A 20,092-nucleotide genomic window follows, 5' to 3' on the forward strand; every position below is an offset into this window, starting at 1 on the left:
AGGTCATTATTCTTTCTCAAAATCTGCCTTGCGTAGGTTGTGAATTTCATCGAGCTGAGCGACGAGCTCATCGTTACTTCCGATAACGCCTTTCGTGCGTTTGTATGCAACCTCAAGCTTTGTTGCATCCATGGTTAACGCGTTATCAGAGAACCACTTCAGCGCTGTTTCAGGTGTAGCTTGTTGCTTAACCTCAAGTCTGCGAACCCGATGCTCCTGGCGCTTTCCGCGCGACACCGACAGCATCATTGAGAAATCAACCTCAACGTCGCTCATCGCATAAATCTTGATGCCGCCTACTGCAACTCCACCGAACCTCACAGAGGCATCACCAATCAGCGTAAGTGAGCGTCCAACCCATGAGTGACCATCTGCACCCCATCCGCCGATTAACACGCGACGCATCGATTTAGACGGCTTGTAAGGGCGGCCATCGTAACCTTCCAGGTCGATGAATACAGGCTGCTCCGAGTTACCAGCGCGAACAGCTTTGATAACCGCCGTAATGCTCTGAGTCTGAACATCTTCGAAGTTGAGCTGGTCTGACTTCGGAATGATTGTGCGTGAAAGGTCCATTAGAGAATTACCTCGTCATCGTATTCGTTATCCAGCAAATAGGCCGGAACGTTAATTTCGTTGGATGGAAGTACAATTCCTTCGTACTTCATAGCGTCGTCTTCTTTGCAGGCTACGAGCTTGCCTAATGCCGCAAACATCTCGCGATAACCAAGCTCAAGCGATTCCTCGCCGATGTAGTACATGCAATTGCGATATGGCGGCGAGTTCTCGATAGCGAAGAAGGCAAACTGGTTGTATTCGATTCCAGTCGCCAGCTTGAGAACGTAGAGATAGAAGGCTGCCTGAATGTGGTATTTGTATTGACCGAAGGCGTTACTGAATCCGTGCTCAGATGCGTCTCTGCAGCTCTTAACGTCGAGGGGGTAGGAGAGAGTGTCAGATAGTCTGTCGAATCGGCACTTAAGCATCAGGCCTGTTTCTGGGCATTCAGCAAACATGGACACTTCAGAGCATCCATTGGTGTTCATGTAGTCCATAAAGTCATCGTTCAGGCGAGACGATTCATACATCCTCTGCACCGTATCGACTTCGCTACCAATAAGAATGAAATCAGCAGGAAATTGCTTGACTACTTCCTTGTACTCCTTGCTAGCACGGGATGTTATTTCGCCGCGCTTTGCATATCGATATCGGAAAATATCAGGCTCTAGAAGAGCCGCATGAATCGCACTTCCAATGTGCGCCGATTTGCTACCGGTGAATTTTTTGAAGAAGTGATTTGCAGGACTGACACTGATTGCCTTGACTGTCGTAGAACCTATTGCCTCATCAGCGTGATAGTCCTCGTTCGACATTCCGTAATAGACGCCAGGTTTCATGCTGCATCCTCGAAAGTATGACGGCGCAGGAATATGCCAATCGCATACTCAACCTCTACGCGCGGTCTGAATATGTCCCACATAACCTCGCCAGCGAATTCCTGATAGTTGCAGTCGTCTTCGCCAAGCCACTCAACGGCAGCTTTCGTGTGGTCGTCAGGTTTATGTGATTCCAGCATGTTGAGCACCGGGCGCATGTTCGCGCACAGCATCTCAACCTGCTTATCAATCTTCGCGTGGTCATCATCGCTAAGATGCGCGATGATTTGCTTAATCTCTGTTTTGTCTGTCATCGTCAGGCGCATCTTCTGCATCCTCTTTCTGCTGTTTCAACATGTCCTGCATAAGGCGGACAAATGCATCTTCTGACCAGGTATCTGCAATGCTCATGATTTGCGATACCACGGCATGCCAACTGCTGACTTCATCTGCTCATTGGCCTGCAGCCACATCTGAGCGTTACCGAGATAGCGAGCAATTACCGCTTTGCTCTGAGCTGCTTTGAGCAGGCTGTGATTTATAACTGGTGACATAAACCCTCCAGGTGCTTACGGGCAGCACGAATGAGACGGCGAACACGTTTGGATAATTCGGATTCAGCGGGGAAATAAGCGGACATGACGCCGCTACCCGCGAGGCTTAGTTGCATCATGGGCTGGTTCCTTATGTTGTGTGTGATTGCATAGCGATAGAGACTCGTGAATCTCTGTTGATATGCGGATATGAAAAAGCCGCACTCAGGCGGCTTCTGATTTCTCTTCTTCGTAACGCTCAATAATCTCGTCGCTGTATCCGTTTTCTGTTAGGTAGGCGATGATTTCATCCATTTCCATCTCAGCAAAGGCGGTATCTAAAAGGTGATGGAAAAATTCCTCAATCTCGCTGATGGTATTTAAGTCGAACTTAATGGTCGTGTTATCTTCTTTAACGGTTACTTCTCTCCATCCACCATTTGATGAATAAGTTGCAACTTTGCGAACGTCGATTTCCATACTTTCCTCCAGGCAAAAAGAAGCCCCGACTAGCGGGGCAAATCAGACAACAAGGTATTTAATCAGAACTATCGAATCGTCTCCGATAGTACGAGCGCGGATTGGCTCACAATGACCACTGTTTGAATGGTCATTAGGTGCATTACCATGGAATGTCTTCGCCCATATCCTCAGCAAGTTTCTTTTCATATGCTTCAATGTCTTCAGTAGACATATTTCGCGCTTCCAGCATTTTGTCCGCCATCTTGTAGGCATCTAACGCTGGGTGCGAATAGCAGTTTCCGATATACACAACCGCAAACTTAGCAGCGAAGTAATCACGCAGAGTCGGTGTTTTTACTGAGATTTCATGTAGCGATTCGGCTGCTTGTAAGTGCGATACTGTGTTACGAGTTTCTGCGCTGCTGTATGACTTTTGGCTGATTACATCTGCATCTGAACGTTTCATCACTCCTCCCCAAGAGCCTTGCTGATGGCTGCCTGTGCTTTTGATACTTCATCTGGATATTGTTCATTCCAGTTCTGCTTGTATGCCTTGTTAAGTATCGCTTGCAGGGCATTCAAAAGGTCAGGCGCTGCGGAGATAAGCTTTGCATCAGATGGGTTGTAAACTGTGTCGCAAATACACTCTCCATCTTGACCAAACGTGACCTCAATGTGTTTCAGTGATTTATTGTTCCAGTGCTGACCAATAACATTTACTGACCATGGACCTGGTGTATGTTTCATATTCACCTCTGTGGCTTGCTGCCAAAAGAAGGCCGACTATGCGGCCTCAGTCTGAAATTATCTTTCCGTGATTAACGATGCTGTCTATCATCCATTCGTAACCACAGAATCCCTTGCTACCCTTGATGGCCTGGTTTTTAGCTTTAACGCCATCAACAATCGTCACGCTAATGTTTGCTCCCCAACCATCCCCGAAGTTGTAGTAATGATTGGAGCCATTTTTTACGTTCGGGGAACCTTTTAGCGGTAGTTGACGATGTCTGACATATTTATCTCGTTCGCCAGACCAGCCGCCATTCCACGAGCCTCGGTTAGGCATTGAGAGTTCGAATATTGCGTACTGAGCCATACATCACCTCAAACAAGTGGCTTACTGCTCAGCTTCATGCGCTGAACTGCATGGATTTTATTCCCGAGCGGGTTAGCGTCCCGGTAGTAGGTGCGATGATTTTTGCTGTCAGTTGGCTTGCGGATTTCATTCTCAAAAACGATCGCCGCACGCTCAATCTGACGCTTGTATTCTTCCAACTGCCAGAACGCATCCTGCACCATGAACTTGATCGGCTTAGCGTCTTCGATGCGCTTAGGTGTTTCGTGATTACCTTTAGCCTGAATCTGCGCACGACTGAGAGTAGGGCGGTGCAGTACTTCCGAGCTTGCCGTAATCTCATTCTGGAGCGCTGCACGACGCTCACGACGACGACCTGATGCTGAGCCATTGAAAGCTGTTCTGCGTGTCATAGTGACCTCCTGATGAACTTTGGTGATGCGAAGGCCGGTGCTTATCTTCGGCTTGCCTCAATGGGCTGCATTTCATCGCATCCCAAAGTTCACTTTGGTTGTTAGGCTTTTCAGCCTCGTAGATTCATCTCTGAATCGTTGTAGGTTCACCGTCCTGGTGAGTAGTGCGTCCTGCTGATGTGCTTAGTATCACCGCGAGTGGTATTGCAGTCAACACCGCGAGAGATATTTTATTACCGCAAATGGTTATGTGTATGTATTTCATGGTTATTTATTTTCATAAAAGCTTCGTGCGATACTGCTACGAGTGAAAAATGAGCGAGGGATTGGTATGAAAAGCGAAGATGAATTCTTTGCGGAGCTTCACCCGCAGGTGATTGAGATACTTGGCACGGCTGTTATGCAGGTACTGGTAGAGCAGCGCGAGCCTTCAAGAGAGGCGCTGATAGAGATAATTCAGATCCTATGGCAGGATGAGCAGGTGGATTTGGCTGTAGAGCTGGCGCTGGATGTGCTGGAGGTGTCGAGAGGGCAATAAAAACCCGGCACGGTGGCCGGGTTGAACGATTATTCTACAACGTCTATCACATCAAGATCAGATCCTTTCAGCACCGGATGAACCCTATCTAGAAGCTCAATAAAATCATCATAATTATCGCAAACTTTCATTAGAGTCACGATCCCTGCAAATCGCTTCTGAAGCATCTCGTTGCCAACGCCTTCGGAAAGAAACTGGTGCATTTTAGCCCCTTGCTTGTTTGCTTTTGCACGCTCTTCTTTCAGGATCGCCTTCAGGTCAGGAGCCATTCGGTCATAGGTTATATTATTAACCAAGTGGCCGAAATATTGTGGCTTTCTCATATTGGCTTTAAAGGGAACGCCTCTAAGTCGACATAACTCTTCAAAAAACTCTGGCGGATACACTTTTACCCAAGGGCGCATCTCTTTAGCAATGAACTGTTCAAGCAACTTAGCAAGTTCATCGCGTTCACGCTCTTTTTGATATCCTGTCGCTTCATCTACAAGGGCAACCGCTCCTACGCGTGCTAAAGCTTTGTATAGCGCTTCTGCTTTTCTTGCAGTATTAAGATGATGTCGTTGCTTTAGTGCGCCGTCTTTTTCTGCTGCTAACCAAACCTCGCATAACTCAGGAAGCAGAGTTGCGTCAAGCCCATATGCAGCACCTACACCTGACGTATTCTTAAAGACGATCGGCTCAGAAATTGCGTCTCTAAGCTCTTCAGAAATGTATGGTTGCAGTTCTGTTGCTTGTAAAACATAAGGAAGCTGACCTTTTTCTCCACCTGGAACCCATCTAGGCATTTTCGAGCCAACTGAAACACCAAACGTTTCTGCAAGGCCGTTATTCCCTTGCATCGAGACAACTCGTCTTCCATCGGGAAGAACGGCGCAGGATACACCAGTTGACATTAGTCCTGTATGAGTAGGCTTGGGAGCAGATCTAACCACGGCAGAGATTGCAGCAGCTTTTTTCGAGCGTTCTTTGTTGTCCATAGCATTTCCTTTCGGTTGGGTACGAAAAGAATGTAGCTAAAAATTGAATATGCAGCAATCTCTAGCTAATTCGCTAATTAGCAAGAAAAGTTATCTTTCTAGGTATATCATTGATATTACAAGGAAAATGTAAATTGTAATAATTAGTAAAATACAGCGTAAGCAAGAAATAATAGCTTATATGTTTCTTAGCTATGCTCCGTTATCTTTTCCAGTTAAAAGGCCGCATTTCTGCGACCTCTCTCTTATCAGAACTATCACCCAAACGTCTCGTCAGGCCACTGGCTGGCTACTACCTTGCCAACAACTCGACAGTTCTCATTACATGGAATCATAGGAAACTGGGGGTTTAACGGTTGAAGGAATGCCTGTCCGCTATCCCTGATCAGTCTTTTGAAAGTGAACTCATCACCACCCAACCGCGCAATGCAGAAATCACCTGGGTCAACCGGCTCCTCTGGATCAACAAGGATAAGCATTCCTTCAGGGAAGCTTGGGCGTGATCCGGCAGGAGCTGTCATTGAGTGACCATCTACCTCTAGCCAGAAAGCAGCATCGCTGGCTTTCTTCGTTGTACTCACCCATCCCTCAGCGTCTCGCTGAGTAAACGTTCGAAATTCAGGAGAAAACATACCAGCTTGCACATGCGAGAAGACTGGATACTCATACTCGTTTCTCTTCTGTACATCTGCGCCTATGGCTCTGTACAAGTCAGAAATCTCTTTGGCTATTGACGGACTAAATTCCTCTATTCCTACCTGAAGAATGTTTGCCAGCATGGCTGCATTGTTCGCATTAAGGGCATTTACGCCGTTTAAAATCGCCCCAACAGCTGATTGCCCGATCCCCATGGAAAAAGCAATGCCTTCTTGAGATAGGCCAAGCTCTGATTTCTTTTTCTCGTATATAGCCTTCAAACGCATAGCGTCTTCAAGCTGCTCTTTGGTTAGTGGTTTCTTTTTAGCGCTCATACGTCAAATTTATCACCGCAGGGGATAAACATCTAACACCGTGCGTGTTGACTATTTTACCTCTAGCGGTGATAATGAATCCATGTACTAAGGAGGTTGTATGGAACAGCGCATAACCCTGAAAGATTATGCCCTGCGTTTTGGTCAAACCAAGACCGCACAAGATCTTGGCGTTTACCAAAGTGCAATTAACAAGGCTATTCGCTCTGGTAGAAAGATTTTTTTAACAGTTAAACCTGACGGCAGCATTGATGCGGAAGAAGTGAAGCCATTCCCAAGCAATAAGAAAGCCGCATAAGCACCACTCCCACAACGGACATTCGTCCTACGTCGCTGAAAAGCGAACCTCAAACTTCAAATCGCATCAACCGATGCGTAACTAACTATTTAACTGAGGAAAATAATATTTTATGGAACTAGCAAATCACAGCAAAAAGGTACGCGAAGTGGAAACAGAGCTTCGTGCCCGACTCGTTTCAATGGGTCAGACAAATTTCGCAAAGATGGCGGGATGGGCTGATTCAAAGGTGAGTCGATTAAACATCCACGATATGGCGGTGACGTTCGTTCTTCTGGAGAAGGTCTGGGAGACAAGCCTGATTCGTGAAGTGGCAAGGCAGGCTATTGCAGCTGTTATGCCAGAAAGCAAAAAACGCCCAGCGGTAACTGAGCGTTTAGAGCAAATCACATTGGATTTTTGAGTCACTGTGTTACGTCAACAACACATTCAACAGGAGTAATTATATGCGAAAAAATACCGATTTGCACAAAGAAGTTAAGCGTTCTCGCTTCCTTCAATCCATCGATTCTAAAACCGCAATGATGTTTTCCAGCGTAGCTAAGTTTGAGCTTATGAAGTCTGAAGCTAAGGCTCTCCTGAAGGATTTGCCAGTTGAAGACGGATATACGTTCATTCCAAATTCCTTCCTCGAAAGGCTTCTCAAGCAGGACTTCTCTGTAGAGCAGTTCAACGAGATCCTGAAAGTATTCCGTGAGGGTCGATAGCCATGGAAAGCACTGCAATTGTTTACGATTTCAGCGCCGCACACGAGCGCAGGAGCAACAGGATGGAGAACCAGAAGACAGGTTACATCCCGTTGTACCGGAGCGTTCTGAAGCAGCCATGGGCGAAAGATGTTTATCTCCGCACCCTATGGGAAAACCTGCTCCTGAACGCAGCAAGAAAGCCATACACAGCGAATTTTAAAGGGCATGTTTGGCATTTGGATCCCGGTCAACTGGTTGTGACGGCTGCTGATTTAGGACTTCAGTTATGCGATAGAAATGGTAAGCCAGCAACTCGAGATCAGGTTGAGAGGATGCTTAATGTTTTTGTGAAGGAAGGAATGATTTCCATTGATGGAGAGAAGCAAAAAGGCCGAGTGGTGACCATCAAAAATTACCATGAATACGCCCAAAAAACAGACAATTTACCCGCACATGAAGCCGCACATATACCCGCACATGTCGAAGCCAGTAATGGCGCGGCTTTAAATGGTGGTGCCGCACATGAAGCCGCACATATACCCGCACAACATGAACAAGAAGGGTTTAACAAGAATATAAATAATAAAAACACACAGTCATCTTGCGATGACCGCGCGCCGGTTAAACCTGCAAGACGGAAGGCTGTTCACATCAACTACGAAGAGTATTTCGAAGCCTATAACGAGATTGTGGGAGACAGATTGCCACATGCCATAGAGGTCAATGACGAGAGAAAGCGCAAGCTGAAAACGCTTATCGGCTCTCTGGCAACTAAAAACCTTGACGGGTTCAAGGCATACGTCAATGCGTTTATGCGCATGGCAAGACCTTTCCACTTTGGAGATAACGATCGCGGCTGGTCCGCTGATTTTGATTATCTGCTTCGACCTAAAGTTTTAACCAAAATTCGTGAGGGAACACTATGAGACAGGATATCGAGGCCAGCGTTATCGGCGGACTTCTCCTGGGAGGGTTAACGCCATCTGCAAACGATGTGCTGGAGATGCTTGAGCCAGAATCTTTTGCCATTCCGCTTTACCAGAAAGTCTTCTCTGTCATCCGCAAACATGCTCGCACAAGAAACATGATCGATGGACTGATGGTGGCTGAAGAGTGCGGCGATGAACATTTTGCCGACGTGATGGAGACTGCCAAAAACTGTCCAAGCACAGCAAACCTGAAAGGTTATGCAGGAATGGTAGCTGATATGCATGAGCGCCGAATGGTACTCAAGCTTATTGACGATGTGCGAGGTGTGATCAGCAACGGAACGCGTGACACTTCGGCGGCAGCTATAGACGAGTTAACGACTAAGTTATCACTTATTCGAAAACCAAGAGGGGAAGTTAAACCTGTCCATCTGAAGGAAGTTCTCACTGAGTACACAGATATCTTGGACAAGCGACTACGCAATGGAGAGGAATCTGACACGCTTAAAACTGGCATTTCAGATCTGGATGCAATTACTGGCGGAATGAATCCAGAAGACCTTGTAATCATCGCAGCTCGCCCCGGGTGTGGAAAGACGGAAATATCTCTCAAGATAGCCGAGGGAGTTGCATCGAAAGAGATACCTGGCACAAATCGCAAGCGTGGTGTTCTTATTTTCTCAATGGAGATGAGTAAGACGCAGATCGCGGAGAGGAGCATTGCCGGTACTGGGAATATGTCAGTAAACGTTCTTAGAAATCCAGCCAAGTTGGACGACGAAGGTTGGGCTCGTATTGCGAATGGAATATATGCTCTCAAAGAGTTGGATGTATGGTTGGTAGACGCGTCAAAGCTAACGGTAGAGCAAATCCGAAGCATTGCAGAGCGTCACAAACAGGAGCATCCGGACCTATCTCTCATCATGGTCGATTATCTTGGACTGATTGATAAGCCAAAATCAGAGCGAAATGACCTTGCTATAGCTCATATCTCCGGAAGCCTCAAGGCAATGGCTAAAGAGCTTCGCACAACGGTTATCTCTCTTAGCCAGTTGTCGAGAAAGGTTGAGGACCGTCCTAACAAGCGTCCAAATAACTCAGACCTCCGTGACTCAGGAAGCATTGAGCAGGATGCTGACTCCATCATCATGCTTTACCGTGAAGCGGTGTATGATGAGAACTCCCCCGCAGCACCGTTTGCAGAAATAATCGTTACCAAAAACAGGTTTGGATCGCTTGGCACAGTGTACCAACGATTCATTAACGGACATTTTCATGATTGCGACCAGGAAGAGGCGCGCAAAGCTTCTACAGACAGCAAGCCAGCGCAAGGCAGAAGGTACGCAAAAGGAGCACCGGTATGACACTAAAGAAAATTGACGCACAGGAATACATGCGCAGAGAAGAAGAGCTCTCTCGCATCGTTACCGTAGATGACACTCATATCGTTTTCCATATTCCCGGAGACTACATCGACGGAGATTATGAAATCGCCTTGAGCTCATGCAAGACAGGTGAGCAGATTGTCAGTTGGATTTTCCACCTTACTGAAAAGCAATGGGTTGATAGAGATATCTTGCGTCGCTTTATCAAAGAGGCCAGCCATCACGCAGGAATAACACTTTAAAACATTGCGGGGGAAGCAATGAACACACGAGACAAAATACTCAACCACCTTGAAACAAACATTCCCACCTCAGCAGCACAATTCGCAAAACTCCTAGGATGCCAGAAATCACATATCAACCTGCTACTGCGTGACCTTATCGCAGACGGCCTAGTTGAGGTTGATCGCATCAGTAACAGCGTTAAGCACTATCGGCTTGCTTCACTTCATCATGAGCGCACAGAAGCTGTTCTGCGCTATCTGGACGAGCATGAAACTGGAATGGCAGTAGAGATATCAACCGCAACAGGAATCGACAAGCGACTCGTTACGAAAATGCTCAAGCACCTTCATGAAAACGGAGAGCTTCATCGTGACTGGTGCCACAAGAATGCATGGGTATACAGCAAGAAGCCAGTATTTAACTTCGGCGCAGCTAACCCGTTAACTGCATTTATCAACCAGAGATTGAGAGAGGTGCGAAGTGAGCGAGCCATCTGAACACGCGCATTATTGCCCATATTGCCAACGCCATATTGAACCTGCTCGTGATGAGTTCAACGTGGTTTACATGACAGAAGAAGGCGGGTTTGTGTATGTGCATGACGAAGTGCCACATGACGACGATTACACATTTACGCCACTTAACTAACACCCCAGCACGCTGATGGAGAGGAATGATGACATATCCGCACATTTTAGAAATTCACGAGAAAGCAGAAGCTATTAACGCAGGTCGAAAACCTCAGTTTGGGGACAAAATGCGAAACCTTGTGGCAGGTGAAGACAACCCGCGCCGCGATGCCTACTTCGTGAAACAGAAAAGAGTGACAGGGCGAATGAATCCCGGCCTCTGGTACACGATGACCGACCGCAAAGGTAACTTCTGGGACTCCTGCCCAAAAGGCCTGATTTTCATTGACGAGTGATGGAGAGGAATATGGACGAATCAAGAAAGCAGTTTCAGAAATGGTGGGAAGAATTTTATGAGACAAGTACAAGGGAGCCATGGGACGTAATTTACTCACCAGACCATGACTACTTTGTAGACCAAGATATTGACGGGCAATACGATGCATGGAAGGCATCTCGCGCAGCCATCGAGATAGTTCTGGATAAAGAAATTACGAACGTTACAAACAAATATTACGAAGAGGGGCGTGATGATGTCATCGAAGCCATCCGCGCCGCTGGAATCAAAGTGAAGGAGTGAGTATGAGTGGAATGATAAGCGGCTTAGCAGCTGGCATGTGTATTGGCTCAGCAGTGGCTGCAATCCTTTGGGATGAACAGTGGAATCTACGGAAGCTTATCAAATATCAGGTAGCGGCTATTGGGATTATTACTGCCATATACATTCTGAGGTGAGTATGAGGCCAACTTATGCAAATCGAGATGATCAAGACCGCATGGGGAGTATTCGTTCCGGCGTTTGAGCATGATCTCCCCCGCCTTACCAAGTTTCAAAACGGCGAGATGTACACAGCCGAATTCAAGTTAACCCGCAACCCTGCATTCCATCGAAAAATGTTCGCGTTCTTCAACTTCTGCTTTCAGCACTGGGCTGCTGAAAGGGCAGGGCTTGAGCATGCCGACGAAACCACTCAGTTCAACCGGTTCAGGAAAGACCTGACGATACTGGCTGGCTTCTACGACATGGTGACGAACATTCGCGGTGAGGTTAGGGCAGAGGCTAAAAGCCTGTCATACGGCAGCATGGAGGCAGATGAATTCGAGCGTTGCTACAGCGCCATGATTAACGCAGCTATCAAGCATGTGTTTGGCAAGACGAAAGACCAGAACGTGCTGAATCAGCTCTATTCATTTTTCTGAGGTGTATATCGACATGATCCGATGTGACCGATGCGGAGAGCGGAAAGACGACAAGCGATTCTGTCCAGATCAGCCTTACTGGAATCGATGGTGCATGCGGTGCGAAAGGTCACCTGTAGGCGACTTCCCACTGCCTGAGACAAAGGAGGATGTGTGGCAAGATAGCGACGAAGCATAACCCAAATCGCAATGGACAATATGATATTCATCCCCACCAAACGCTCCAGAAACAAACCCAAGCCAGTACCTACCGAATCAGACGTAACAACGTTTAATTACACCGCGCATCTGTGGGATATCCGATGGCTGCGTGAGCGTGCGAGGAAATAGCCATGAGCACCTTAGACGATGACTACGCAGACCGACTCGCTGACCTTCTCGAAGATATGGAAGGTGACGGCGTTGACTCTGTAGGAATGATTATGAACTGGGTACGCGGTTACGCAGAAGGCCAAATGGAGGCCAATTTTGCTGACTGTTACATCTGCCAGTTTGACGACATGGATATGGTTATTCAGGTAGTTGATCCGGAGCAAACAACATCAGACAGGGTGCATTGATATGGACTATTCACAGATAACAGACCAAGAAATAAATATGTTGGTAGCAAAAATACAGCATCCAGATAAAACCTTCATTGAAAGCAAAACTCGACCTCCATCTGTCGTCTTGTTGAATCACATAAATATGTGGATTGACTACTGCAACAACTGGTCCGATGCTGGCCCGATTATTGTAGATAGCGAAATTTCCCTAAACAGTTACAGCGGAACGTGGGAAGCATCTTACGAATATGACGCGCCAATAGGAGCATTTGGTACTGATGAGTTAGTCACCAAGGCTGTAGAGGGTAAAAATCCACTTCGTACCGCGATGATCGCTTTCCTGATGAAGCGGGAACATTCCAATGCTTAGCCAATCAGAAGCCCAATCCTACGAGCAGCAGAGCATACGTCGAACGTTATGCGCAGGATGCACGAAGGAGCTATCAGATGGCGAGGTTCATTGCTGTGAAGAGTGCGCCTCACTGGCAATAGCGTATCGCGACCCTAACGGATTTATGACGGAGGAAGATGATGAGTGAGTTACGACCTGGCTGTAAAGCGTTAGTAATTGGTGGCTTCTATCGCGTTAATGACGGAAAGGCTGTTGATGTAATTGAGTTCATTCCTAACGGGCAGACATTCGAATTTGAAGGTCAGTTATATGCAGATAAGCCTCCTAGAGGTGACGCATGGCTAATTGTGGGTGATTTGATTTGTCAACTAAATGGCGATGCGCAACGTATGCACTTTGCTTTGATTCCTGGCGAATGCCTATTGCCAATCGACGGAGAAGACTTCTCTAACGAAGATGAGCGACAGAAGGAGCTGACGAATGGATAAAGGTAATTTTGAAATAACGCAAGATGAAATAAAGCAACTATTTGAATATAGAGATGGAAGGCTTTATTGGAAAATTAACTGCGGAAGCCGAGCGAAGAAAGGAAACGAAGCTGGAAGCTTACATAACGCAGGGTACAGAAGAGTGATGATAAATGGAGTAAAGTACTTGTCTCATAGATTAATATGGGTTCTCTTCAACGGTAGAATTCCTAATGGAAAGCATATAGACCATCAAAACCATGTGAGGATTGATAATAGAATTGAAAATCTAAGGCTGGTTAATGGTAATTGCGAGAACATGAAAAATATGTCAATGCCATCAAATAATAAAAGTGGTTATGCTGGAGTATATTGGAGGGAAAGTAGAGCAAAGTGGCAGGCGCAAATAGTAGTGGACGGGAAAAACATTTATCTTGGAATGTATTCAAAATTTGATGATGCTGTCAATGCAAGGCTAGATGCTGAAAAAAAATACGGATTCCACTTTAACCACGGAAAGAAAAATGGTGGCAATTATGGTGAAATCAATAAATAAACCGCCTAAGCCTAAGACCTGCCCAATCTGCTCTACCGAATACACCCCCCGAAGTTCTCTCCAGAAAGTCTGCCACAACTACAAGTGCGCCATTGCGTTCAATAAGAAACGCCATGCGGAAATTGCTGCGCGTGAACAGCGCAAACGCGAACGTGAGCAAAGCGCTGACTTAAGGCAGAGAAGGGAGGCCTTAAAGACCAGATCGGACTGGAACAAAGAGGCTCAGGCAGCGGTAAATAAGTTCATCTTCTGGCGTGACTATGGAAAGCCATGCATATCCTGCGAGAGGCAGCTCAATTACGGCGTAAGAGGTGGCGCAGTGGATGCTAGCCACTACCGGTCAAGAGGAGCGGCTCCGTGGCTTAGGTTTAACGTGTTCAACAACAACTCCAGCTGCGTCGTGTGCAATCGTGACCTGTCTGGAAACCCCATCCCATACCGAATAAATCTCATCAAAAAGTACGGACTGGAAATTGTCGAGCGCATCGAACACGACAATAAAACCAGAAAATTCGATATCGACTACCTGAAGCGAGTGAAATCAATATTCAAGCGCCGGGCTCGTCATTACGAAAAACTCCGTAAGAGATATAGCGAGGCAGCATGATTTATGACCTCAAACTTCCCCATTGGGCTTCATTGTTAAAATGCCCATTTTGTGGAGATGAAGCGGAACTAACAGCGGATGGAGATGGTGTATTTGCCGGATGCTCCAGTAAATCATGCCTGATAAACCCAATCACCGAAACATACCGAACCAAACGCGATGCTATTCGCGCATGGAACAGGAGGTCGAAATGTGCTCAGTAACTAACATCCAGCAAGTCAAATGGCAGCGTCAGCGCGATATACATACCGAGCAGGTGCTGATTGGCAAAGAGCATGAGCTTGAGCGCAGTCTTGAGTATGTGCGCGAGCAGCTGCGGGAAGTGCGTAATCGGCTCGGAACGAATAAGCCAGACCATGACCCGGAGGCCGCATGAGGCACACACCGATATTTGGCATGGTCAACTTCATCGACGATGCTCATTTCCGCCGCGTATGGAAGCACCCAAAGAAAACCATCAACTCACGCCAGAAAGCATGGGTTCACTACATGCTCCAGGTATGGGGAAAGGTTAATGCCGGAGATGATTCACCGGGTGGTGCAATCAACGTTATCGGCCGCCTGATGATTCGCAGCCAGTGGAGTGATGACAAGGCCAAGCAGATTGAGTCTGTTGTCATGCGCCTGTACGAAGAAGATGGCCTGCGTGGAGATGCGCTCTATAAGAAGGCTCGCGAACTGGTCATCCCTCAATCATCGTTCAGCAACATCATCGCTCTCGCCAAAGAATCCGATGATGCTGCTTTCGTTGAACGCGTGATGATCAAGACGTTTCACCGTGAAAGCCCCGTCCGCGATGTAGCTATTAAGCGATATTGCAATCGCAATTGCACGCAAGATATCGCCAGACTGATGAATGCAGTAACCGGAATGGATATCCAGTCATGCAGGCGCAGGGTTGTCTGGTGCGAGAACGTGCTCGATTCAGAAATCTTTTATGCGATGAGGCGAGAAATTGAGAAGGAATTTCCAAAAGCGGCATAATATTTAGGTAAATTGTCCTAAATGCATTGCTTTCGCAAAATTGAAGGTATATATTTCATGTATGCTCGGCAGTCAAAGACGAAAGAGCGTGTTGGTGAGATAACAGAGGCGGGGCTCACCAACGATTCCGCCTAGTTGGTAAAACCACGTGATTGCGTGACTACTCCAACCATAGCAGGCTGAGAGGTCTGCAAGTGTCTAGGCAGTACTGGTTGCGATAGTGACCATAAAAGCCCTGAGTTAATAGCTCGGGGCTTTTTGCGTTCATACCGATAGCAAAACACATCATCATCGTGGCGGTGTTATCTTGCATGAGGTGGAAGAGTAGCGCTCCTTCCCGTCAGATCCACGAAACGGATCCCATAACAGGAAAGGGCATCAAAGGAACCTGAATCCGCCTTGCTCTCAGGTCTGGCGAAGCTGGTGCCCTATCCGTTGTGGTAAATTAAGCGACCGCCGGAAGCAGTACCGGATTAACAAATGCGTACAGGCGTCATCGCCGCCCAGCAACACCACACACCAACCCAGCCAGGGTATTTACGGCCAGAGAGCCGACATTGCCTTACCCTCACATTGCCAGCCTGTCGCCGGGTTTTTTATTCAGGCCGCAGACAATCAATTCCAGATACCCCGTAGCTATCGTGTCTGACGGCCTTTTCCCAACTACCAAACAGCACCCCGGACCCGGAGGTGTGGAATGCAACGTATGAACCCAACAAATGGACACGATCTGCCGTACTGGTGGTCGGCGGCCTTGGGCCTGTTCTCTTTGCTTAGCCTGCAGGATTACGTGTTTATTATCGGTGCGCTTATATCTGCGTTCTTCACGATAAAAACCTATTACGCAAAACGTAAAGAAGAGCGTGAGCGTATGGCAGAGGAAAGGAAACGCACCCAGATGCTGGAAAACTACTTATCTGACGTAGGCAAAAAACCCCACTCCGATCGCCCGGCTGCCGCCGAGGTGGTTACGGAGGCAATGCGGAGAATTTCCGGTGGCCCAGTTGAAACTGAGTAAGAAAAGCGGCGCGGCGGGCATTGTCTGCTCCGTCGGAACGATCATCGCCATTGTGATGAACGCGGGACACGTCAGAACAAACGAGCGCGGGCTGGAGTTAATCGGCAACGCCGAATCTTGCCGACGTGACCCATATGTCTGCCCGGCAGGCGTGCTGACTGACGGCATGGGGAACACGCATGGCGTGAAGCCAGGCACCGTTAAGTCTGACCAGCAGATCGCAGCCGAGTGGGAACGCAACATCCTTGATGCTGAGTCCTGTGTTAACCGCTACGGGAATGGCAGAAAGCTATCTGACGATACTTTCTCAGCAGCTGTATCGGTAACGTTTCGTGCTGGCTGCGGAAACATGCGCACCTCCACGATGTACTCTCTTCTCAGAAGTGGGAATATCACGGCGGCATGCAACCAGTTCCCTCGCTGGGTATGGGGTGGTGGCAAGGTTCTTCCGGGTCTGGTAACTCGCGCCGGGAAAGAAAAGGCGCTCTGCCTGGATGGTGTGAAATGAGCCGATTAACAGCAATCATCTGCGCTGTCGTTATCTGCCTGCTGGTTTCGATGGCCTGGGCGATTAACCACTACCGCGGCAACGCCATCAATTACAAAGACCAGCGCGATAAGGCCACCAAAAATCTCCGCCTGGCTAAAGCCACCATCAAAGACATGCAGACTCGTCAGCGTGATGTAGCTGCGCTGGATGCCAAATACACGAAGGAATTGTCCGATGCAAAAAAGCAGCTTGATGATCTGCAGCGTTGTGTTCGCGATGGCAAGTGTGGGCTGCACGTCAACGCCACATGTCCCGCGAACGGAACGACCAGCACCGGCGGCCTGGGCGATGCTTCCGGCCCCCGACTTACTGACTCCGCTGAACGGGATTATTTCACCCTCAGAGAGCGAATCGCCACAGTGACGAAGCAGGTCGGATACCTGCAGGACTATATCAAAGAGCAGTGCCTCAAATAACAGCCTCGCAATAGCGGGGCTTTTTTTTGGTAACCAGAAGACGAAGAAGGAAGTAACTATGTTCACAGTAAAAACCATCATCAACGGCGTAACCCATATCTGCGAAATGCCTACGTTTACAGTGGCACGCGCAGACTCAGAGCGATTTGACGACATCCTCAAGCTGACCAATGACCATTCCAATCCTGACTTTGCTATCTGGCTGCCGGATGTGTATGCCGATCCAGAATGCAAAAACGCACTCCAGGAAGAAGAGTTGATCGTCAGTGAGCGTGACGGCGTATTGGACCATGACGCTATCGCCGTCCTGATTGAAGACTTCGAAAGCCCTGAGCATGCGAAGAAGCGCGCCTTTGATGGCATCCGTTACCAGTTTATCTATCCGGGCGATCAGGTTTACGTGATGAACTCTCACGGCTCGACCATCGAAACGGTTAAGTAGGGCATTACAGGAGCCCCTCAGTGAGGGGCTTCGATAATGAATATCCCCGCAAGAGGATAAAGAGGCTCTCAATGTCCGACATCTACCAAATCACCCTAACCACTCAAACAGGCGAAACCTTCACGGGCAAGATGTCACGACGTCAGCCTGAGCTGGTGAACGGCTTTGTGCCGTTGGCGACTGAGACGGGGCAGTGGCTGTACTTCGCTCCTGCTGATGTAAAGCGCGTGCAGTTCACGCCAGTTCCTACCGAGGAAGAAATCAATGGCGACGTGCAGGCTGTCAGTTGAAATCAAAAGCAGGTGGTGGGTTCCTGTCTATCTCAGGACGCTGACAGTGTTCTGCTTAATGATGCGTTGCGAGCCTGATTACCAAAAGGTGGGTAACTTTCTCGTTAAGCATGGTATTAGCCAGAAGTTGAAGTATGAGCCTGTAAATAGATAACGGAGTAACCAATGAGCAAACCAGATTGGGAGGCCATTGAATCGGCTTACCGGGCTGGTTCATTGTCAGTAAGGGCCATCGGCGAAAAGCATGGCGTTAACCACGCCACCATCCTGAAGAGAGCAAACAAAGAGGGATGGCAGCGCGACCTGACAGAGAAGGTCAGGGCAGCAACCAAGGCCAAGGTAACCAAGTCGGTAACCAAAGACGGTAACCAGTCACCAGTGGTTACCGATGAGCAGATTATTGACCAGGCATCTGACGAGGCCGCCGCTGTGGTCATGGCCCATCGAGAAAGCCTGGCGGCATGGCGCGGCATCACCAATAAGCTCCGCGACTTCCTCGAAGATGCAGATATCACGGAAGAGAATCATGCCTCAATGTCTCGCTCGATCACTGCGGGTGTAGATGCTCAAATCAAAGTGATAAACGCTGAGCGCAAGGCGTATAACCTCGACACAGAGGAAGGCAATAAGACGGTTGATGACCTGTCTAACCTGATGGATTCATTGTCTCAGGGGGCGTAATGAAACCTGAGCACCTCAAGCTGCTGGCAGACAAAGACTGGCGGCTGAACAATCTTTACTGGATCACCGACAAAGAGGGCAAACCAACGCGGTTCAGGATGACGCCTGAGCAGCGGGAATACTTCGAGGGGATCCACACCCGCAACATCATCCTGAAAGCTCGCCAGCTCGGTTTCACGACTGAGGTGTGCATCATCCAGCTCGACGCGGCCCTGTTCGAGTCGGCGAAGTGCGCACTGATTGCCCACACGCTGAATGACGCAAAGCGCCTGTTCCGCGAAAAGGTGAAGTACGCATACGACAAGCTGCCTGCAGAGATAAAGGCGGCCAACCCGGCCAGTAACGACTCTTCCGGTGAGCTCGTCTTCAAGAAGGGCGGCTCACTATACGTCAGCACGTCGTTTCGTGGCGGAACGCTGCGTTACCTGCACGTTTCCGAGTTCGGGAAGATATGCGCCAAGTATCCTGACAAAGCCCGTGAAATCGTCACTGGTGCGTTTGAGGCGGTATCGACAGGTTGCTTCGCTACTATCGAGAGCACAGCAGAGGGTCGGGCGGGTTACTTCTTCGATTACTGCCAGACGGCAGAGAAAGCGTTGCTGCAGGGCAAGCCATTATCCGCGCTGGACTGGAAGTTTTTCTTCTTCTCCTGGTGGAAAAATCCGCAATACGCAATCGACCCGGTGGAATCGTTGCCGGTGCGCCTGCTTGAGTACTTCGCTGAAATGGAGACGAAGCACGGCGTAGTCGTCAATGAGCGCCAGAAAGCCTGGTACTACGCCAAAGAGAAAACGCTCGGCGACGACATGAAGCGCGAATACCCGACCATTCCGGCTGAGGCATTCCAGCAGTCGGTCGAGGGCGCTTACTACGCCAAACAGTTCCGCTGGCTCTACACCAACAAACGGATCGGTCATATCCCGGATAACTCGCACCTCCTTGTACACACGTTCTGGGATATCGGCGTGGGCGACTCCACGGCCATCTGGTTTGTTCGTGAGGTTGGAAACGAGTTCCACATTATCGACTACTACGAAAACTCCGGCGAGGGGCTGAGGCACTACATGAAGGTGCTGAAAGACCGCGGATATGAGTACGGCGAGCACTGGGGGCCGCACGACATCGAAAACCGCGAGTTCGCTGCTGATGCGAAGTCACGCAAAGAGCTGGCGCGCGAGGGTTACGAGATTGACGGTCAGATGTACTCACTGAATTTCAAAGTGGTGCCGAAAGCTGGCATCGATACCGGCATTGAGTCGGCGCGTGAAATCCTTCCGAAATGCGTATTCGATGAGGAGAAATGCTCGGAAGGTATCTCTCACCTTGAGGGCTACCGGAAGGAGTGGGACGACAAGCGCGGCTGCTGGAAAGACAAACCTCTCCATGACGCCACTTCGCACGGTGCCGATAGCTTCCGTTACTTCGCAGTGACGAAGAACAACCGCAAGCAGGTCGGCACAGTATTCTTCTAAGGAGCATCGCCA

Annotated in this window: 42 protein-coding genes; 30 read left to right on the forward strand and 12 right to left on the reverse strand. The window is 48.5% G+C overall.

Annotation, left to right across the window (positions count from 1 at the left end; all coding sequences use genetic code 11):
- Positions 1–6: 6 nt before the first annotated feature.
- From ACLHV9_RS05795 to ACLHV9_RS05840, 10 genes are all read right to left on the reverse strand, one after another.
- Positions 7–576, reverse strand: coding sequence for a hypothetical protein (locus ACLHV9_RS05795; RefSeq protein WP_407220246.1), 570 nt, complete (start codon positions 574–576; stop codon positions 7–9).
- Positions 576–1,397, reverse strand: a complete 822-nt coding sequence (locus ACLHV9_RS05800; RefSeq protein ID WP_407220247.1) for a PD-(D/E)XK nuclease-like domain-containing protein — start codon at positions 1,395–1,397, stop codon at positions 576–578. Before ACLHV9_RS05800 ends, ACLHV9_RS05795 begins: the two co-directional genes overlap by 1 nt.
- Positions 1,394–1,690, reverse strand: a complete 297-nt coding sequence (locus ACLHV9_RS05805) for a hypothetical protein (protein ID WP_407220248.1) — start codon at positions 1,688–1,690, stop codon at positions 1,394–1,396. Before ACLHV9_RS05805 ends, ACLHV9_RS05800 begins: the two co-directional genes overlap by 4 nt.
- A 93-nt stretch (positions 1,691–1,783) precedes the next feature.
- Positions 1,784–1,930, reverse strand: a complete 147-nt coding sequence (locus ACLHV9_RS05810) for a host cell division inhibitory peptide Kil (protein WP_063448780.1) — start codon at positions 1,928–1,930, stop codon at positions 1,784–1,786.
- Positions 1,915–2,049: a hypothetical protein gene (locus ACLHV9_RS05815; RefSeq protein WP_121782644.1), complete on the reverse strand. Its 135-nt coding sequence runs from the start codon at positions 2,047–2,049 to the stop codon at positions 1,915–1,917. Before ACLHV9_RS05815 ends, ACLHV9_RS05810 begins: the two co-directional genes overlap by 16 nt.
- 85 nt (positions 2,050–2,134) lie before the next feature.
- Complete coding sequence (locus ACLHV9_RS05820) at positions 2,135–2,389, reverse strand: hypothetical protein (RefSeq protein WP_407220249.1); 255 nt, start codon at positions 2,387–2,389, stop codon at positions 2,135–2,137.
- A gap of 142 nt (positions 2,390–2,531) precedes the next feature.
- Complete coding sequence (locus tag ACLHV9_RS05825) at positions 2,532–2,837, reverse strand: hypothetical protein (protein WP_407220250.1); 306 nt, start codon at positions 2,835–2,837, stop codon at positions 2,532–2,534.
- On the reverse strand, positions 2,837–3,118 hold the full coding sequence (locus tag ACLHV9_RS05830) for a hypothetical protein (protein WP_407220251.1): 282 nt from the start codon (positions 3,116–3,118) through the stop codon (positions 2,837–2,839). Before ACLHV9_RS05830 ends, ACLHV9_RS05825 begins: the two co-directional genes overlap by 1 nt.
- Before the next feature lie 46 nt (positions 3,119–3,164).
- Complete coding sequence (locus ACLHV9_RS05835) at positions 3,165–3,467, reverse strand: hypothetical protein (protein ID WP_248046929.1); 303 nt, start codon at positions 3,465–3,467, stop codon at positions 3,165–3,167.
- Between the two features lie 8 nt (positions 3,468–3,475).
- A complete protein-coding gene (locus ACLHV9_RS05840) occupies positions 3,476–3,859 on the reverse strand; it encodes an antitermination protein (protein WP_407220252.1) in 384 nt (127 codons plus the stop codon).
- A gap of 331 nt (positions 3,860–4,190) precedes the next feature.
- On the opposite strand from ACLHV9_RS05840, the gene ACLHV9_RS05845 reads away from it, so the two are divergent.
- Positions 4,191–4,397: a hypothetical protein gene (locus ACLHV9_RS05845; protein WP_407220253.1), complete on the forward strand. Its 207-nt coding sequence runs from the start codon at positions 4,191–4,193 to the stop codon at positions 4,395–4,397.
- 29 nt (positions 4,398–4,426) lie between these two features.
- On the opposite strand, the gene ACLHV9_RS05850 is transcribed toward ACLHV9_RS05845, so the two are convergent.
- Both ACLHV9_RS05850 and ACLHV9_RS05855 read right to left on the reverse strand, forming a co-directional pair.
- On the reverse strand, positions 4,427–5,374 hold the full coding sequence (locus ACLHV9_RS05850; protein ID WP_062677036.1) for a P63C domain-containing protein: 948 nt from the start codon (positions 5,372–5,374) through the stop codon (positions 4,427–4,429).
- A 257-nt stretch (positions 5,375–5,631) separates the two neighbouring features.
- Positions 5,632–6,345, reverse strand: coding sequence for a LexA family protein (locus ACLHV9_RS05855; RefSeq protein WP_302111505.1), 714 nt, complete (start codon positions 6,343–6,345; stop codon positions 5,632–5,634).
- A gap of 100 nt (positions 6,346–6,445) precedes the next feature.
- Here ACLHV9_RS05855 and ACLHV9_RS05860 point away from each other — a divergent pair, with 100 nt between their 5' ends.
- The 29 genes from ACLHV9_RS05860 (at position 6,446) to ACLHV9_RS06000 (ending at position 20,080) form a co-directional block, all read left to right on the forward strand.
- Positions 6,446–6,643: a Cro/CI family transcriptional regulator gene (locus ACLHV9_RS05860; protein WP_013098070.1), complete on the forward strand. Its 198-nt coding sequence runs from the start codon at positions 6,446–6,448 to the stop codon at positions 6,641–6,643.
- Between the two features lie 112 nt (positions 6,644–6,755).
- Complete coding sequence (locus ACLHV9_RS05865) at positions 6,756–7,046, forward strand: CII family transcriptional regulator (protein ID WP_023972039.1); 291 nt, start codon at positions 6,756–6,758, stop codon at positions 7,044–7,046.
- Positions 7,047–7,089: 43 nt separating this feature from the next.
- Positions 7,090–7,350 carry a hypothetical protein gene (locus tag ACLHV9_RS05870; protein WP_407220255.1) on the forward strand — a complete coding sequence of 87 codons (261 nt, stop codon included), beginning with the start codon at positions 7,090–7,092 and terminating at the stop codon, positions 7,348–7,350.
- A 62-nt stretch (positions 7,351–7,412) separates the two neighbouring features.
- On the forward strand, positions 7,413–8,258 hold the full coding sequence (locus ACLHV9_RS05875) for a replication protein (protein ID WP_407220256.1): 846 nt from the start codon (positions 7,413–7,415) through the stop codon (positions 8,256–8,258).
- Positions 8,255–9,625, forward strand: coding sequence for a replicative DNA helicase (locus ACLHV9_RS05880; protein ID WP_407220257.1), 1,371 nt, complete (start codon positions 8,255–8,257; stop codon positions 9,623–9,625). Before ACLHV9_RS05875 ends, ACLHV9_RS05880 begins: the two co-directional genes overlap by 4 nt.
- Positions 9,622–9,888 (forward strand): hypothetical protein, encoded by a 267-nt coding sequence (locus ACLHV9_RS05885; RefSeq protein WP_213789308.1) that lies wholly within the window; start codon positions 9,622–9,624, stop codon positions 9,886–9,888. The genes ACLHV9_RS05880 and ACLHV9_RS05885 overlap by 4 nt, the downstream gene beginning before the upstream one ends.
- Positions 9,889–9,906: 18 nt before the next feature.
- Entirely contained in the window at positions 9,907–10,368 is a 462-nt protein-coding gene (locus tag ACLHV9_RS05890) for a transcriptional regulator (RefSeq protein WP_407220258.1), read from the forward strand.
- Positions 10,352–10,519, forward strand: coding sequence for a hypothetical protein (locus ACLHV9_RS05895; protein WP_407220259.1), 168 nt, complete (start codon positions 10,352–10,354; stop codon positions 10,517–10,519). Before ACLHV9_RS05890 ends, ACLHV9_RS05895 begins: the two co-directional genes overlap by 17 nt.
- A 109-nt stretch (positions 10,520–10,628) precedes the next feature.
- Positions 10,629–10,796, forward strand: a complete 168-nt coding sequence (locus tag ACLHV9_RS05900; RefSeq protein ID WP_407220260.1) for a hypothetical protein — start codon at positions 10,629–10,631, stop codon at positions 10,794–10,796.
- Between the two features lie 11 nt (positions 10,797–10,807).
- Positions 10,808–11,080, forward strand: a complete 273-nt coding sequence (locus ACLHV9_RS05905) for a hypothetical protein (protein ID WP_407220261.1) — start codon at positions 10,808–10,810, stop codon at positions 11,078–11,080.
- A 170-nt stretch (positions 11,081–11,250) separates the two neighbouring features.
- Positions 11,251–11,700: a DUF1367 family protein gene (locus ACLHV9_RS05910; protein ID WP_407220262.1), complete on the forward strand. Its 450-nt coding sequence runs from the start codon at positions 11,251–11,253 to the stop codon at positions 11,698–11,700.
- Positions 11,701–11,713: 13 nt separating this feature from the next.
- Positions 11,714–11,878: a protein NinD gene (ninD, locus tag ACLHV9_RS05915; RefSeq protein ID WP_407220263.1), complete on the forward strand. Its 165-nt coding sequence runs from the start codon at positions 11,714–11,716 to the stop codon at positions 11,876–11,878.
- 11 nt (positions 11,879–11,889) lie between these two features.
- The gene (locus ACLHV9_RS05920; protein WP_407220264.1) at positions 11,890–12,030 is read left to right on the forward strand and encodes a NinE family protein; all 141 of its coding nucleotides are present in this window, start codon (positions 11,890–11,892) and stop codon (positions 12,028–12,030) included.
- A gap of 2 nt (positions 12,031–12,032) precedes the next feature.
- The gene (locus tag ACLHV9_RS05925) at positions 12,033–12,260 is read left to right on the forward strand and encodes a hypothetical protein (RefSeq protein WP_407220265.1); all 228 of its coding nucleotides are present in this window, start codon (positions 12,033–12,035) and stop codon (positions 12,258–12,260) included.
- Between the two features lies 1 nt (position 12,261).
- Positions 12,262–12,615, forward strand: coding sequence for a phage protein NinX family protein (locus ACLHV9_RS05930; RefSeq protein ID WP_407220266.1), 354 nt, complete (start codon positions 12,262–12,264; stop codon positions 12,613–12,615).
- Positions 12,608–12,784 carry a protein NinF gene (locus ACLHV9_RS05935; protein WP_368526246.1) on the forward strand — a complete coding sequence of 59 codons (177 nt, stop codon included), beginning with the start codon at positions 12,608–12,610 and terminating at the stop codon, positions 12,782–12,784. The genes ACLHV9_RS05930 and ACLHV9_RS05935 overlap by 8 nt, the downstream gene beginning before the upstream one ends.
- A complete protein-coding gene (locus tag ACLHV9_RS05940; RefSeq protein ID WP_407220267.1) occupies positions 12,774–13,085 on the forward strand; it encodes a hypothetical protein in 312 nt (103 codons plus the stop codon). Before ACLHV9_RS05935 ends, ACLHV9_RS05940 begins: the two co-directional genes overlap by 11 nt.
- On the forward strand, positions 13,078–13,620 hold the full coding sequence (locus tag ACLHV9_RS05945) for an HNH endonuclease (protein WP_407220268.1): 543 nt from the start codon (positions 13,078–13,080) through the stop codon (positions 13,618–13,620). The genes ACLHV9_RS05940 and ACLHV9_RS05945 overlap by 8 nt, the downstream gene beginning before the upstream one ends.
- On the forward strand, positions 13,589–14,227 hold the full coding sequence (locus tag ACLHV9_RS05950) for a recombination protein NinG (protein WP_407220269.1): 639 nt from the start codon (positions 13,589–13,591) through the stop codon (positions 14,225–14,227). Before ACLHV9_RS05945 ends, ACLHV9_RS05950 begins: the two co-directional genes overlap by 32 nt.
- Entirely contained in the window at positions 14,224–14,430 is a 207-nt protein-coding gene (locus ACLHV9_RS05955) for a Lar family restriction alleviation protein (protein WP_129324740.1), read from the forward strand. The genes ACLHV9_RS05950 and ACLHV9_RS05955 overlap by 4 nt, the downstream gene beginning before the upstream one ends.
- The gene (locus tag ACLHV9_RS05960; RefSeq protein ID WP_129324739.1) at positions 14,418–14,603 is read left to right on the forward strand and encodes a hypothetical protein; all 186 of its coding nucleotides are present in this window, start codon (positions 14,418–14,420) and stop codon (positions 14,601–14,603) included. The genes ACLHV9_RS05955 and ACLHV9_RS05960 overlap by 13 nt, the downstream gene beginning before the upstream one ends.
- Positions 14,600–15,211 carry a hypothetical protein gene (locus ACLHV9_RS05965; protein WP_407220270.1) on the forward strand — a complete coding sequence of 204 codons (612 nt, stop codon included), beginning with the start codon at positions 14,600–14,602 and terminating at the stop codon, positions 15,209–15,211. The genes ACLHV9_RS05960 and ACLHV9_RS05965 overlap by 4 nt, the downstream gene beginning before the upstream one ends.
- A 697-nt stretch (positions 15,212–15,908) precedes the next feature.
- Entirely contained in the window at positions 15,909–16,229 is a 321-nt protein-coding gene (locus tag ACLHV9_RS05970; protein ID WP_332616962.1) for a hypothetical protein, read from the forward strand.
- A gap of 55 nt (positions 16,230–16,284) precedes the next feature.
- Positions 16,285–16,737 carry a lysozyme gene (locus tag ACLHV9_RS05975; protein WP_332617030.1) on the forward strand — a complete coding sequence of 151 codons (453 nt, stop codon included), beginning with the start codon at positions 16,285–16,287 and terminating at the stop codon, positions 16,735–16,737.
- Positions 16,734–17,195, forward strand: coding sequence for a lysis protein (locus ACLHV9_RS05980; RefSeq protein WP_407220271.1), 462 nt, complete (start codon positions 16,734–16,736; stop codon positions 17,193–17,195). Before ACLHV9_RS05975 ends, ACLHV9_RS05980 begins: the two co-directional genes overlap by 4 nt.
- A 58-nt stretch (positions 17,196–17,253) precedes the next feature.
- Positions 17,254–17,637 carry a hypothetical protein gene (locus tag ACLHV9_RS05985; RefSeq protein WP_164954836.1) on the forward strand — a complete coding sequence of 128 codons (384 nt, stop codon included), beginning with the start codon at positions 17,254–17,256 and terminating at the stop codon, positions 17,635–17,637.
- Positions 17,638–17,708: 71 nt separating this feature from the next.
- Entirely contained in the window at positions 17,709–17,927 is a 219-nt protein-coding gene (locus ACLHV9_RS05990) for a hypothetical protein (protein ID WP_407220272.1), read from the forward strand.
- A gap of 165 nt (positions 17,928–18,092) precedes the next feature.
- Complete coding sequence (locus tag ACLHV9_RS05995) at positions 18,093–18,608, forward strand: hypothetical protein (protein ID WP_039025437.1); 516 nt, start codon at positions 18,093–18,095, stop codon at positions 18,606–18,608.
- Positions 18,608–20,080, forward strand: coding sequence for a terminase (locus ACLHV9_RS06000; protein WP_407220273.1), 1,473 nt, complete (start codon positions 18,608–18,610; stop codon positions 20,078–20,080). The genes ACLHV9_RS05995 and ACLHV9_RS06000 overlap by 1 nt, the downstream gene beginning before the upstream one ends.
- Positions 20,081–20,092: the final 12 nt, after the last annotated feature.

This window comes from Enterobacter sp. CPE_E890 (genome assembly GCF_046521475.1).
Lineage (GTDB): Bacteria > Pseudomonadota > Gammaproteobacteria > Enterobacterales > Enterobacteriaceae > Enterobacter > Enterobacter adelaidei.